The organism is Litoribacter populi (assembly GCF_007483685.1).
Lineage (GTDB): Bacteria > Bacteroidota > Bacteroidia > Cytophagales > Cyclobacteriaceae > Litoribacter > Litoribacter populi.
In genome coordinates this window covers 1,265,494-1,278,926 of record NZ_VMKN01000001.1, presented here as the reverse complement: position 1 = coordinate 1,278,926, position 13,433 = coordinate 1,265,494, and the positions used below count along the sequence as shown (strand labels likewise).

Genomic DNA, 13,433 nt, shown 5'->3' with positions numbered 1-13,433 from the left:
CCATCCCATATAGCTTTTGTTGTATTAAATACCTGTAACCATACGGGTATTTATTATATTTGTACTTTACGCATAAAACTAGCTACATGGAATATACTACCAAGAAAGTCACGCTCAACGACATTCATGAGAATCTTGGCGCCAAGATGGTGCCGTTCGCCGGATATAATATGCCCGTGCGCTACACCTCCGACTTGGAGGAACACAAGACGGTAAGAAAGTCTGTGGGAATTTTTGACGTGTCCCACATGGGGGAATTTTTGGTTAAAGGCCCCAAGGCTTTAGACCTAATCCAATACGTGTGCTCCAATGACGCATCCAAGCTTGTAGTCGGTCAGGCTCAATATGCTTGCTTCCCCAATGAAAAGGGTGGCATTGTGGACGACCTTATCGTTTACAAAATGGCCGAAGAAGAATACATGCTGGTGGTCAACGCTTCCAATATTGACAAGGATTGGATGTGGATCAACAAACATAACAAACAGTTTGGCGCTGAACTCGAAAACATTTCGGACAACATCTCACTTTTCGCCGTGCAAGGCCCTGATGCTTCTGATGCGCTTCAGCCACTGACTAAGAAAAAGCTTGATGAAATTAAGTTCTATCACTTCGCTGTGGCAGAATTTGCGGGCGTACCGGATGTGATCATCTCGGGAACCGGGTATACCGGAGCTGGAGGATTTGAGATTTATGTGAAAAATGAGCATGCCGAGAAAGTATGGAACGCCATAATGGAGTCTGGAAAGGAATACGGCATCAAGCCAATTGGCCTTGGAGCAAGAGATACCCTCAGACTTGAAATGGGTTACTGCCTTTACGGAAATGATATCGACGACACCACCTCTCCGCTTGAAGCAGGCTTGGGTTGGATTACCAAATTCACCAAGGACTTTGTCAACAGCGAAAATCTGAAGAAGCAAAAAGAAGAAGGTATTAAAAGAAAGCTGGTAGGATTTATCCTTCACGAAAAAGGCATTGCAAGAGCAGGATACACCATTGTCAATACTGAAGGCGAGCCTATTGGCAAGGTAACATCAGGCACCATATCTCCATCCATGGGATTGGGTATCGGCTTGGGTTATGTCAAGAAGGAATTTGCAGGAGAAGGAGAGTACATCGGCATTCAGATCAGAAACAAAAACCTGGAGGCCACCATCGAGAAACTACCTCTCTACAAGAAGTAGTCTTCGGTCTCCGGTCTTCCGTCTTCCCTAAAAAAACCAAAAAACAATAGCTTCCACCAACCTGGAAGCTATTTTTGTATTATGAGAAATATAGAAGTTTGCCTTACTCCCGAACTCATACACCTATATGAGCTAGAGAATAAGATTGTAATAGTCGTTGATATTTTCAGGGCCACCTCCACCATGGTCACCGCGCTGGCCAATGGGGTGCAAAGTATCACCCCGGTTGAAAATCTTGAAACTTGCCGACAAATGGCGAGCGAGGATTATGTGATAGCCGGGGAAAGAAACGGAAAAACAGCCGAGGGCTTTGTCCTAGGCAATTCCCCGTTGAGCTACCTTGATGAGGCCTATCTACATAAAAAGGTCGCCATGACCACCACCAACGGAACCTTGGCAATCGAGAAATCTAAAAACGGGTCTGCGGAGATTCTGGTAGGAGCATTTTTAAACCTTCACGCCACGGCAGAATACCTGAAGGAAAAAGAGCATGATATAATCATCCACTGTGCAGGCTGGAAAGGAAAATATAACTTAGAGGATTCCCTCTATGCAGGAGCCCTAATTGAAGCACTTTCAGAAACCCACACTTACGACTGTGACGGAGCCTTGGCTAATAGAGCCCTTTACCTGGCTAATAAAGAAGACATCAACGGTTTCCTCGCCCAAGCCTCCCACGCCAAGCGCCTACAAAACCACAATATTGAAGCCGATATTGACTTCTGCCTGGCAGTGGATAAGTATGAGTTGGTGGCCAGAGTTGATGGAGGGGTTTTGGTGAAGTACGAAAGAGGAAGGACGAGGTACGAGGAACAAAGCTAGCTTAAATCACATCAGTTAATTTAACAATTTTGAGTCCATCAAACTTAAAAACAGACTTACCATTAAGCTTGAGTTCTTGGCCTTTTGATAATCCATTGGGAAGGTTGGATGCGACCACGGCATAGTATTCAATTCCAATTTCCGTAAGGGTTTCTTCGTGCCTGAATTTATTAATCCTTTGATGCCTTTCTGAAAAGTAGCTGGTGGCTTGCTCGGCCTGACGGGAAAAATCTTTCTTTCCCCTCAGGCTCATGGTAAGCTCTCCATTTTGAATGTTTTCGAATATGATGTCCTCCGAAAAATCCTGGGTCATTTGAGGAACATCAAAATTATTATAGCCCTCTACATAATTCCTGATTATTGCTTCTCTTTCCTGCATATATTTCCATCATTGACCCTAACATCCTGAATTTAAACACTTTAATTTAAAATCACAATACGAAGGATGAAGGAAGAAGAGGCAAAAAGGGGACACAGAGTCGCGCAAAGTTAATCTCGGATTAGGTTTCACTTTTCATCCCTCTATTTTTTTCTCATTCTCATGTTGATCAGTTCAACAGTAGTGACTGTAGTCTGAAAGCGTTCTCTTCAACTCCTTCTCTCTTGCTAAAATGGAAAAAGGGTTAGAAAGCACAACTTTAATTAAATCAATGCTCTCAGTGAATTGCTGTCAAGATTGCATATAATCATAATTCTTTTTATCAAACTAAATTTAGATATCCAAACAAATAGGCAATGAGAATACTGACTATTAACCCCACATTTACTTTATATAAATCCTTAAATATCATTATTTTAGAGCTTTTTATTTCAGCTTTATTTATTCGGTAATTAATAGCCAGTTCGCGGCCGGCTAGTATTCCAATAAACACCCAAGTAGTACTCATGGGGATATTACTAAGATTGGCAAAGAAATAAAGAATTAACGCATACACCAGGTCAATAATAGTGGCAGATCTTATATGGGTGGTATTGGCTTTGGAATTAACTATACCCTGGATTTTTCCACCTCGGCTTTTGAAGAGGTAAGCCATCAATACCAGGATCACTTTTAAAGAAAATAACAACTCAGACCACTCCAGTTGTCTTGGCAGATACACAAATATATTGGCAAAATCCTGGATGAGCCATTGTATCCATAATAGTCCGGTGGACACCCACTGTGCGACCAGCCATTTCGATTTGTGTTTTTTCTTGGATAATTTATGAATACTTTCTTTAGACTCTAATACTCTGGCTATCAATATATAAAGGACAAAAGCAAACACAAATGCCAATGAATATCCAAAAAGAGATTTCAGGATCATCTTTTCTATAACAGCCTGCGATGAGAATATACTTAAGATCAGAAAAGTGGTACTGACAGGAAAACCATACCGCGTTAAAACAATAAGCACGATAGGTGGAAGAAGGTACCATATGTGCATCTTCTCCGGCAAAGGGATTTGATCCAGCCTACCATAGGATACATCCCCGCCATACTGGTACCAGCCATAAAGCAATACGCTAGTAAGAATCACAGAGGCATATAACCAAAGTATCCACCAACTTCTCTCCCTGTTGGACGTCAAAAAGGTTCCTAAGGTCTGAATGACATCATTGCCAATCACCGAATAGGCCGCCAGAATAAATGCAATTATAGGTATCAGATATTCAAAATTCATATAGAATCAATTTCACTTTTTAGTGGGAGTCTTTAATACTTTTATCAAGTTATACAACATCGCTCCGGTCACCAGTCCTTGGGTAAGCAAAAGCATAATCAGTGCTATCGTAGTCATATGCGTGATTTTAAAAGCCTTTTGCGATTAGCTAAATAAACAAGTGAGGTAATGAACAGAAATAGAGATACCAAGAGAATTCGGGCCAGATTAGAATAGAAAAGCTTATCCGCAATTTCCTTTTTTTCCACTAGGGTATCTGCTTCTAATAACAATTCTTTTAATTCATGATTTGAGAGTTTTCGGATAATGGAATGATTGTCCAGTATCCAAGGATCACCATTCCAAAGGTTCAATATACTTGCCGTCCAGTCGTTATCCTCTGGAGTCACCAATGCTCCTATAAATACCATCAGCAATAAGAGTGGGGTGATGTATTTAATGACAACTTTATATATCCGGGGTACTTTCATGTCTGCTCCCTCGGTGATCTCCCGCCATCCTTTATGGATACCAAATACCCAGGAAAACAGTATCGACTCCAGCAGCGCGAATAAAACCAGACTTACTGTGCCTCCCCAATAGTCATATTCTTCAAAAACTCCCTCTTGGTAAAAAAGCACTGTGGGTATACCCATAATCAAAGCCAATAAGCCAAAGGACCAGGCGCCTCTCTTTTTACCCCAACCAAACTCGTCTTTCATAAACCCCATCCAGGGTGTACCCATAGCCAGTGAGGAGGTAATACCGGCAAAGAAGAGTAGACCAAACCATAATATCCCTGCAAAAATAGCCAAGGTTTGGCCCCATTGCTGAAATAGATAAGGCATGGTTTGAAACGCCATACCAAAACCAGCATTTTCCATCACCCAGTCCATTCCAAGGTATCCTGCGGCAATTGGGATTACGATGGAACTACCGAGCACCACTTCTACGAATTCATTCATAAATCCAGCTGAAACAGCATTGAGCGCTATATCTTCATTTTCTCGTATATAAGCCGCATAGCACTGTATGGTACCCATTCCTACAGAAAGTGTAAAGAATATTTGGCCCGCAGCGGCCAGCCATACTTTGGGATTCAGCAAAGAATCGAACTGAGGAGTCCATAAGAAATTAAGGCCATCCCATGCGCTTGCATCCGGAAACTGTGCCGAGCGGCCTGATTCACCTAATGTAAATGCAGATATTGCTAAAATTATCCCAAAGATAATCAGGAGTGGCATCCCAATTTTTGCAGCCTTTTCAATACCCCCCAATCCTTTGGATAATATGTATATATTCAAAATCAATACTAACACATAAAAAACTATAGACTCGAAAGGGATGCCCGTGGTGCTGGTATTGAATGATATGTAATTTTCGAAAAATTGCGCCACCTGGGTTTGTGACATATTTTCAAAACTACCAAACAAGGCATGGAACACATAAATGAAACTCCAGGATTCGATATAGGTGTAATAGGCTACTACGGCAATATTGGTGAAAATGCCAAAAACCCCTATATATTTCCAGATTTTTCCTTTACCCATTCCATCCAGTATAAATGGGGTACTGTGATTATTGTGCTTGCCACCATATCTTCCAGAGGACCATTCAATAAATAATAGGGGTATTCCCAATAATAGAAAGCAGATGAGGTAAGGGATTATAAACGCTCCGCCACCATTCTGCACAGCTTGAACGGGAAACCTTAAAAAGTTACCCAATCCAACGGCATTTCCAGCCATAGCCAATATGAGACCCAACCGTGAGCCCCACGCCTCTTTTGGCATTAACTTAATCTCCATAAAGGATAGAAATAATATATAAGATTTATAAAAAGGGGGCAAAAAACCTCCACTCAACTATCATGAGCAGAGCCTAGATAAAATCAAAAAAAGAAAAAATATGGATATAGGTAATCCAACATACCTGATGCTATCCCAACTTTAAATTTTGGAATACAATAAGATTTTGAGCTATTGGAATTTAAGGAGGATCGCGAAGTGAAATCACAAAAAGCAGAATCATTTAGTTTTTCCTTCGTAGGAAACGAAAAAGTATTTAAAGAGGGCACTACCGCTTCAAATGATGCAGCTTCAATTTTTAGGTTTTGACTAGAAACGAATAATGAAATTAAATTAGGCTTTTCTAATCCCCAGACAATCTGTTCTTTGCCAGGATTTTTATCAATAGTGGTAAATTGAACTCCAAAGAGTACAAACAGGACAAATAATACCCCATACGCAAAGTTAGAATTTCCCACTGATAACATGCAAATAGCAAATCAAATGTAAAGTAAATTTTCACAATGGCAATGTATTTTAATAAGTAAAATTTGCAGAGGAAGCTTTGTTCTCAACTATTCAAAAAAATTATTATATCATATCCAAATATTGGGGGATTTGCATTCCCCGATCCATTTAAACCCCTCAATCCTCCCGATACGTCTTTCGTAAATAGGGTATCCCACTTCATTAATATGACGGACTTCATCATTGCGAAGGAGGCACGACTGAAGCAATCTAGACTTCGTCTAAATCACGGGTTAAGATTGCTTCACCCGACTTGTTCTCTGGAAGTACAGGCCGGTCGGGTTCGCAATGACGGACCTGCTTCACCCGACTTATTCTCTGGAAGTACAGGCTGGTCGGGTTTCCCGATCCGATAAGCAACCCGGGACTTAGCGCAATGACGGACTTCGTCATTGCGATGGAGGAGGAACGACGACTGAAGCAATCTAGACCGTGTCTTAATTCACTGGTACTTAGTACCTAAAAATGTTGAATGATGATGTAATAAAAGGAGCTCCTATACGAAGCTCCTTAATCTATAAACCAGGCCGCAGGCCGAATAAACCATACACCTATTTCAAAGTATGTACCTTCGTCTGTCCATTAGTAGTAATGGTGATTTCGTTGTTACATTGGCCGTTGCCGTAGTTGATGATGTATTCTTTTTCACCTACAACGAGAGTTTTGATACCTGAGGTTGGGTAAAGGTTACCTTTCATGGTGCAGTTTCGGTCCACCTGCAAGCCTTCAGTGATTACCATAGCGTACGGCTCGCCTTCTTGGGTCATGCCCAGAGCGCTGCCAGTAAGGGTAGATTTAAAGTCCGTGGAATTTGTCAGCACCATGTTAACCGTCAGATCACTTTCCCTAGTAGCATATGTACCGTCAGGCCAGGTAACTTTACCGCCTATAAGTTCGGAAAGTAAATCAACCTGTCCTTCGTCAATAATCATCGTCTGATCATATCTTCCCTCTATCTTAAGATCATTTACCTCATAGCCGTGGAAAATCATGCTGGTGTACATTTCCATCCCCATGTTGTCATCTTCCAAACGGAATTCCCCACCTTTATATTCAATCTGAATTTTACCTTTTCGGATATTTCCTTGGCCGTCATCACATCCGTCACCAAAGTCTATCCATATATCCCCTACCGGGCTAAAGCTTTCAGAAATATCTAAATCTATTGTTAAGGAAGCACAGTTCAACCTCAAATCATCAATCTCACTGCCTGCAATACGCATATTGGCACCCCCTTGCTGTCGACCCTGTGCATCCACCGCCTGCCCCATATCAAAGGCATCGTTGAAATATGCTGCTATCTCGGATTCAGTATTTACATCCTGAACTTCTTCTTCATTGGCCCTTTCGAAGGAATCTTCACTCGAACAGGCAACCCATACAAAAGCTCCTACGAGCATGGCCATTGAGGCAAATATATTTAGCTTTCTCATGTCTATAAAAATGGTTAAACATAAGCAATGTAAAAACATTTTGTTTTAAGACAAAAAACCAATCTTTCAGGTTAAAAAATACCTATTTTAAGATATATTATTGGTTATATAAAATGAATTTAATTGGTTTTAAAAATAATGCATCAAAATAATACTACTGATTCTCAGTTACTTGCCAGATAAAATAAAAAAACTTCAGTCTACTGAAGTTTGTCGTTGTTTTTATGGCGGTCTTTATCCCTAATGTTCTTTTTTTCAAAGTTTTTCTCCAAGGCTTTGGTGAGATCCACGCCCGTCTGGTTGGCGAGGCAAATGAGCACCCAGAGCACATCAGCCATCTCGTCCTCCATATTTCTGTCCTTATCTGACTCTTTAAAGGATTGCTCTCCATATCGGCGGGCGATAATGCGGGCAAGTTCGCCAACCTCCTCGGTCAGGATGGCCATATTGGTCAGTTCATTGAAGTACCTAACCCCTACTGTGGTGATCCATTTGTCCACCAGTTGCTGTGCTTCTTCTATAGTCATGGCAAAAAAACTTGATATTAAGGCCAAATATACCGCGATCGCGGTATTGACACGCTTTGTCCAGCGGCCTACCTTTGTGATATATGGTTTTTTCTTTTTAAAGATGGTGAAAAGGTGCTCTCTCAGCTTTTTTCACCATTTTTTTTCTCCCGTCTCCCGTCTCCCATCTTCCGTCTTCTCCCTCACACCCTATTCTTACTATCCATAATAATAGTCACCGGACCGTCATTAGTCAAGGTAACCTTCATATCCGCCCCGAATTCACCGGTCACCACAGCTTTTTTGAGTTCGGCGGACAATGTTTTCCCAAAATTATTATATAATGGAATGGCGGTATCAGGTTTGGCTGCTTTGATGTAGGAAGGTCTGTTGCCTTTCTTAGTACTGGCATGTAAGGTAAACTGGCTGATCAGCAGCACATCGCCATAATGGTCGAGGATGCTTTCATTCATGACCCCTTTCTCATCGGGAAAAATTCGCATGTTGACAATCTTCTTGCTGAGCCACTCGATGTCCTCGCTGTCATCGGCCTCTTCTATGCCGAGCAAGATCACTAATCCCATACCGATTTTTCTAGTCTCCTTGTTGTTAATCAAAACTTCCGCCTGGGAAACCCGCTGTAGTACTGCTATCATGAATAATTAAATCAATTTATTCGGCCTGCATGGCCTTGGAGGAAATGTACTCGACCACCAACTTAGGCTTTTTGAGCGCATGCTGGATCATGGCCCGGGCCACCTGGCTGTCCTGAATGGGTTTGTATTTACGAAACAGCCCAACCATGGTGAGCGCCTTCATTACAACTTTACCCACATCTTCCCCTACTCTTACTTCCTTTCTTTGTCCTAACAAAATTGAGGGCTGGAAAATGCCCAAATAAGAAAACTTGATGAGTTTGAGATCTGCCTCCACCTGGCCCTTCACCTGATTGTAGAAAAAGGAACTCTGCTGATCGGCCCCTATGGCACTGACATAAAGGAATTTTCTGGCTCCGAGTTGAAAAGTCCATTTAGCAAAATTGATCACGTAATCATGGTCTATTTTGAAAAACTCATCCTTGCTTCCTGCTTTTTTGATAGTAGTACCGAGACTGCAGAAGGCGTGAATCTCAGCTTCTCCTGATTCCAGGGCAGCAATGATACCTTGGTTTTCTCCACCAAAATCATCAACCCTCAAACCTTCTACCAGGTCAGTTTTGGTTAAATTGTCAAAATCCACTTCCAGTTGGGCAAGCTTGGAGTGTTTGAGTGCAAGGTGCCTCCTGCCAATCGCGATGACGGCATCATATTCCTTATGCTTGAAGAGTTGGTGCAAAAGCTGCATGCCCACCAATCCGGAACCTCCGGCCACTATGGCTATACGGTTTATCATTATTTATAGGATTGTTCCCAAAGAACAAACTTCTGAATGTCAGATTGCAGGGTTTTGATCACGGCCAGCAATACGGTAAGGTCATCCACATATCCGATTACGGGAATGAAGTCAGGAATCAGATCTATAGGGGTGACAAAATACACCAAGCCCAAAGCAATCATACCCAAAGATTTTGTCGAAAAGCCTTTGTAGCTTCCGTTGACATGGGCGCGGATCATTCTGAACAGGACGTCTACATGGCCGATCATTTCGACCACTTGTGGATTCTTGCTGAATTTCTGCAGTTTCACCGAGGCCGAATCCATGAGTTTTTTGAGTTTGACGTCGTTTTTGGAAATCTTCTGGGCCTGGTCTAAATAAAGGAGTTTTGCTCTCTGAAAAATATTCTCTGCGGTATCTTTAATAGTTGCCATAAATGTAGTTTAGTAGTAAATCCTGATCTCTGATTTTACCATTTGCAGGGCACGTTTGATGCTGTCCATTTTCTGCTCTAAGGAAAGCTGGAAGATTCTCTTGGCGAGTTCTAAACCTTTTGCCTCCTCATTGAGATCCTGTGAGGCCCGGTTGATCATGGTAATCACGTCCTCCACAGCCTTGCGGACACTTTCCCAAGTTTCGTCGGAAAAGTACACTTGTTGGGAGAGGTTATGGTTAAACTCCTCTCTTACCTCAGATAGGAGAACAGCATGGAGCTCCCTGGCAGAAAAGGACCCATCGTTTACCCGGCGAACCAGGTTGTTGGGCGTAATCCTTTCCAGCAGAAGGCACAGTCTCTCACCGGCCTGCAGTCTTATTGGCAACACGGTATCCGTGTTCTTTGTTTTCAGTTCGATCAGCTTGTTATCCCTTTCCCTTTTCAAAAATGATACCGCGATGATGTACATGCCATAAATGACTAGACCTGCGGGCAGGATGATTTTCAAAAGCTCTGTGATATATTCCATCGGTTTGATTTGTTTCTCGAATATCTTAAATAATTTGGTAGGGATAAAACTGTGCTAGGATTTAATTTATGCATAATTTTGAACTCATAGCGTACCAAATACCATTGTGAGTATATGATCATACCCATCAAAATCACCGAAAAGGCCCAGGCCGAAATCCGTAATATCATGGCCAACAAAAACATACCGGCCGACTATTGCCTCCGTGTGGGGGTAAAAGGCGGGGGCTGTGGCGGCATGGCCTACGCACTGGGCTTCGACAAACCCAAAGAAGGCGATGAGAAGTTTGACTTGGAGGGCATTCCTGTTTTGTTGGAAAAAAGACATGTGATGTTCCTAATGGGCATGCAGATAGACTTTTTTGATGGCTCGGATGCGAGGGGGTTTACGTTTGTGAATCCGGATAGGAAGTAAGAATACGAAGTACGAGGTACGAAGGACGTTTCGTGGTTGTCAGGGTTGTCCACTCTTCCGGAGTGCCTCCGGAAATTATTGTTGTCATGGTTGTCGTTGTCCCGACTCATCACCAAAGCGGCTACTTCAACTCCTCAAACCCATGCCTCACATTGCTCCAAAACTCATCCAACACAATTACCCTTGGCTTAAGGAAAGAGATGATCTTGGGCCAGTCGTTTTTTTCCATGACGCTGACGCCATTTAGTACTGCTTCGGCTTTTGAGACAGGGCGGCCGTATTCGTCGGGCTGGGCATAGGACCACTCCCACTCTTCGCCCAACATGGAATGTAGCATCTTTTTGAACATGAGCAACTGCTCGTATTGGAGTTCCTGGATATCCAGATCGGGATGGTTGAGTTCAATCCCAATGGAGGCAAATCCCCGCTCGGCCTTCATCCTGAAAAAAAGCTGCTTCACCCCCGTTTTATAATTCTGCCAATTTACCCGGGTTCCCTCAGCCGATGGAACAGGTTTCATATATGCCCCAAAGGCGGTCCAAAACTCCTTCTTCGTCTTGGCTATCTCTGCTTTCTTGTACATTTTTATATTCTTATCTTGGAATGACAGTAGACCGAAGACGGAAGAAGTCTAGGGGGACAGCGCTCCGTGCCCAGCGCTCTAATAACTCTTCGGACTATCCGTAGGCAGCACTATGATAAAATCCGCCTTGGCTTTGGTTTCCTCATCAATTTCCTCGGTATCCTGCTCCACGAGGGTGATGGTCATGATAGAAAGCCCTTCCTGATAATGGTTGAGGTACCAAACGATCCCCTCATAGTTGTTGGAGTGATAGGAACCGTTGATGTGATAAAACAACTCCCGATCCTGCAGGCCTTTTACGATAAAGTGGGCCATGGTGGCATCCTTGAGTGCTTGAGCGGCGACCATATGATCAGCGTTCATATGACTGCCATGCATCATTTCCTTCATGCCCACATAGCCCGGCAGTTCCCGGTCAATCTCTATGGGCAATGGCGCAACATATCTTTTTGCTTCGTCCGACAATTCCTCCAAAACCTCAAATCCTCCTCTACTTACCGCTGATGCGTACTTACGGGGAACATTTGTCGCTTCGAAAGGTATGTCATTGGATTGGGCAAACTGAATCAATGGCTTATAGTCTGTCTGGTAATTATTCCAAAGCTTCACCTCAGCCTCAAAATTCTTTTCGTTAATCAGCCCGGCAAACCACTCCTCGATGTTGAGTTGGTCATCCCTTTCGAAAAACTCCCCGCCTAACACCATGTCTTTTCCTTCCCTATGTAAGCTTTTCAGCAGCTGAAGCTGAAGCCAATGAGCAAGGCTGTTGTTATGGAGTTCGCCGAAAAGCACCACTTGATTGGAGGCGGCCTCCTCAGCCATGTACTCCAAACTCACTTCCTCACCATGAGAGTTGAATATCCTGTAAGGGACGGTTTGAGCTTGCATCTGAAAAGTAAAAGTGGTTAGAAAAAATACGAGCAAAAATCTATACATAATCTTGTGGGTAGGCTACTTTGACTACGGAATAATTCACCACTCCTCCCAGAGCGGGGTTGTGTTTCTTGATAATGATTTCAATTTGCTTGACCTCAGGATAGATCTTTAATATATCCTGCAGCATCAGGTGTCCCAGGTGCTCAAGCAACTTTACCGGCTCCTGCATATGGGCTTTGGCAATGGTGTAAAGCTTAAAATAGTCCACGGTGGCATGAAGGTCATCATCCAACATGGCTTTCTTAAAGTCTGTATCGACATGCATGTCTACCGTAAACCTGTTTCCCAATTTTTTCTCCTCGGAAAACACCCCGTGGTAGGCATGAAATTCAATTCCTTCCAGCGAAACTCTCCCCATCAGTCAAACTGGTCAAAGAAAGAACCGGAGCTCTGCTTCTTCTCAGCCTGAACGGTAGGACTTGGCTTCTGCTCTTCCACTTTACGTTTCTCTTCTTCCTTTTCCTCCACATTCGCTTCAACGGGCTCCTCAACTTCCTCTTCGATTCTTTTCGGCTCTTCTTTCTCCTCCATGGCTTCTTCTTGCTGCTCGGCCTTTACCTGCTCTTCGATCTCTTCCGGCTGCTCATTCTTTTGATCTACTTCTGCTTGGACTTCCTCCATTTGAGCTGGCACACCTCCCACGAAGGTCTCGAAAGAGCCCTCTTGGCTCAACTGCTCTATCAAATCGGTATGCACTGAAATGTCCGCCTGCTCAAAAGTTTTTTCCGCATCCTCCATGGTATCAATGGTGTGGGTGGCTATCTGTTGAAGGTTTTTCAACACTCTCTGACGCTGCTCAAGCAGGTGCTCATAGTTGTCGACCAAAGTCTGGATATCAGTCTTGAGGTTTTCCATTAGTTCTCTGGCCTTGACTTCTGCGGCTTCGAGCATATTCTGGGATTTCTGCTTGGCGTCGTTTCTGAGTACATCCGCATCCATCTGGGCATCGTTAACAATCTGGTCAGCGGTGCTTTTGGCCTGCTCGATGATGTTGGCGCCGGTATCTTCGGCGGTTTTCAGTGTACGGAATAGGGAAGATTCTACTTCACGCAACTTGTTAGACTGCTTTTCAGACTGCTCAAGTTTGACCTGCAAGTCTTTTTTCTCATCCATCAACCTTTCCCATTCCTGGGACAGGCTGTTCAAAAATGCATTTACCTCTTCCTTGTCATAACCCCTAAAGTGTTTCTCAAAGGTCTTCTGTCTTATTTCTAAGGGTGTTATTTTCATTTTGATGTTGTTTTATGTTTTGTCGGAT

17 protein-coding genes are annotated in these 13,433 nt (G+C 43.1%); 3 read left to right on the top strand and 14 right to left on the bottom strand.

Annotated features, from left to right (window positions below; translation table 11 throughout):
* The first annotated feature begins 86 nt into the window (after positions 1 to 86).
* Both gcvT and FPL27_RS05485 read left to right on the top strand, forming a co-directional pair.
* The gene (gene gcvT, locus FPL27_RS05490; protein WP_143960132.1) at positions 87 to 1,184 is read left to right on the top strand and encodes a glycine cleavage system aminomethyltransferase GcvT; all 1,098 of its coding nucleotides are present in this window, start codon (positions 87 to 89) and stop codon (positions 1,182 to 1,184) included.
* 81 nt (positions 1,185 to 1,265) lie between these two features.
* Positions 1,266 to 2,006 carry a 2-phosphosulfolactate phosphatase gene (locus FPL27_RS05485; RefSeq protein WP_143960131.1) on the top strand — a complete coding sequence of 247 codons (741 nt, stop codon included), beginning with the start codon at positions 1,266 to 1,268 and terminating at the stop codon, positions 2,004 to 2,006.
* A gap of 1 nt (position 2,007) precedes the next feature.
* On the opposite strand, the gene FPL27_RS05480 is transcribed toward FPL27_RS05485, so the two are convergent.
* The 10 genes from FPL27_RS05480 to FPL27_RS05435 form a co-directional block, all read right to left on the bottom strand.
* Complete coding sequence (locus FPL27_RS05480) at positions 2,008 to 2,385, bottom strand: nuclear transport factor 2 family protein (protein WP_143960130.1); 378 nt, start codon at positions 2,383 to 2,385, stop codon at positions 2,008 to 2,010.
* 322 nt (positions 2,386 to 2,707) lie between these two features.
* Positions 2,708 to 3,670, bottom strand: a complete 963-nt coding sequence (locus FPL27_RS05475) for a hypothetical protein (protein ID WP_143960129.1) — start codon at positions 3,668 to 3,670, stop codon at positions 2,708 to 2,710.
* 113 nt (positions 3,671 to 3,783) lie between these two features.
* Positions 3,784 to 5,457 carry a sodium-dependent transporter gene (locus tag FPL27_RS05470; RefSeq protein WP_235893373.1) on the bottom strand — a complete coding sequence of 558 codons (1,674 nt, stop codon included), beginning with the start codon at positions 5,455 to 5,457 and terminating at the stop codon, positions 3,784 to 3,786.
* Positions 5,458 to 5,540: 83 nt separating this feature from the next.
* Positions 5,541 to 5,915 (bottom strand): hypothetical protein, encoded by a 375-nt coding sequence (locus FPL27_RS05465; protein ID WP_143960128.1) that lies wholly within the window; start codon positions 5,913 to 5,915, stop codon positions 5,541 to 5,543.
* Between the two features lie 600 nt (positions 5,916 to 6,515).
* Complete coding sequence (locus tag FPL27_RS05460; RefSeq protein ID WP_143960127.1) at positions 6,516 to 7,397, bottom strand: hypothetical protein; 882 nt, start codon at positions 7,395 to 7,397, stop codon at positions 6,516 to 6,518.
* A 200-nt stretch (positions 7,398 to 7,597) separates the two neighbouring features.
* Positions 7,598 to 7,924, bottom strand: coding sequence for a nucleotide pyrophosphohydrolase (locus FPL27_RS05455; RefSeq protein ID WP_143960126.1), 327 nt, complete (start codon positions 7,922 to 7,924; stop codon positions 7,598 to 7,600).
* 182 nt (positions 7,925 to 8,106) lie between these two features.
* Positions 8,107 to 8,559 (bottom strand): D-aminoacyl-tRNA deacylase, encoded by a 453-nt coding sequence (gene dtd, locus FPL27_RS05450; RefSeq protein WP_143960125.1) that lies wholly within the window; start codon positions 8,557 to 8,559, stop codon positions 8,107 to 8,109.
* Positions 8,560 to 8,575: 16 nt separating this feature from the next.
* Complete coding sequence (locus FPL27_RS05445) at positions 8,576 to 9,295, bottom strand: NAD-dependent epimerase/dehydratase family protein (protein ID WP_317129428.1); 720 nt, start codon at positions 9,293 to 9,295, stop codon at positions 8,576 to 8,578.
* Complete coding sequence (locus tag FPL27_RS05440; protein WP_143960124.1) at positions 9,295 to 9,711, bottom strand: YkvA family protein; 417 nt, start codon at positions 9,709 to 9,711, stop codon at positions 9,295 to 9,297. Before FPL27_RS05440 ends, FPL27_RS05445 begins: the two co-directional genes overlap by 1 nt.
* 9 nt (positions 9,712 to 9,720) lie before the next feature.
* Entirely contained in the window at positions 9,721 to 10,242 is a 522-nt protein-coding gene (locus tag FPL27_RS05435; protein ID WP_143960123.1) for a DUF7935 family protein, read from the bottom strand.
* A 114-nt stretch (positions 10,243 to 10,356) separates the two neighbouring features.
* On the opposite strand from FPL27_RS05435, the gene FPL27_RS05430 reads away from it, so the two are divergent.
* Complete coding sequence (locus FPL27_RS05430) at positions 10,357 to 10,656, top strand: HesB/IscA family protein (RefSeq protein WP_143960122.1); 300 nt, start codon at positions 10,357 to 10,359, stop codon at positions 10,654 to 10,656.
* A 121-nt stretch (positions 10,657 to 10,777) separates the two neighbouring features.
* Here the strand turns inward: FPL27_RS05430 and FPL27_RS05425 are convergent, their stop codons facing one another.
* From FPL27_RS05425 to FPL27_RS05410, 4 genes are all read right to left on the bottom strand, one after another.
* Entirely contained in the window at positions 10,778 to 11,239 is a 462-nt protein-coding gene (locus tag FPL27_RS05425; protein WP_143960121.1) for a DUF4268 domain-containing protein, read from the bottom strand.
* 78 nt (positions 11,240 to 11,317) lie between these two features.
* On the bottom strand, positions 11,318 to 12,175 hold the full coding sequence (locus FPL27_RS05420) for a ChaN family lipoprotein (protein WP_143960120.1): 858 nt from the start codon (positions 12,173 to 12,175) through the stop codon (positions 11,318 to 11,320).
* Positions 12,168 to 12,533: a dihydroneopterin aldolase gene (gene folB, locus FPL27_RS05415; protein WP_143960119.1), complete on the bottom strand. Its 366-nt coding sequence runs from the start codon at positions 12,531 to 12,533 to the stop codon at positions 12,168 to 12,170. Before folB ends, FPL27_RS05420 begins: the two co-directional genes overlap by 8 nt.
* The gene (locus tag FPL27_RS05410; RefSeq protein ID WP_143960118.1) at positions 12,533 to 13,405 is read right to left on the bottom strand and encodes a DivIVA domain-containing protein; all 873 of its coding nucleotides are present in this window, start codon (positions 13,403 to 13,405) and stop codon (positions 12,533 to 12,535) included. Before FPL27_RS05410 ends, folB begins: the two co-directional genes overlap by 1 nt.
* Positions 13,406 to 13,433: the final 28 nt, after the last annotated feature.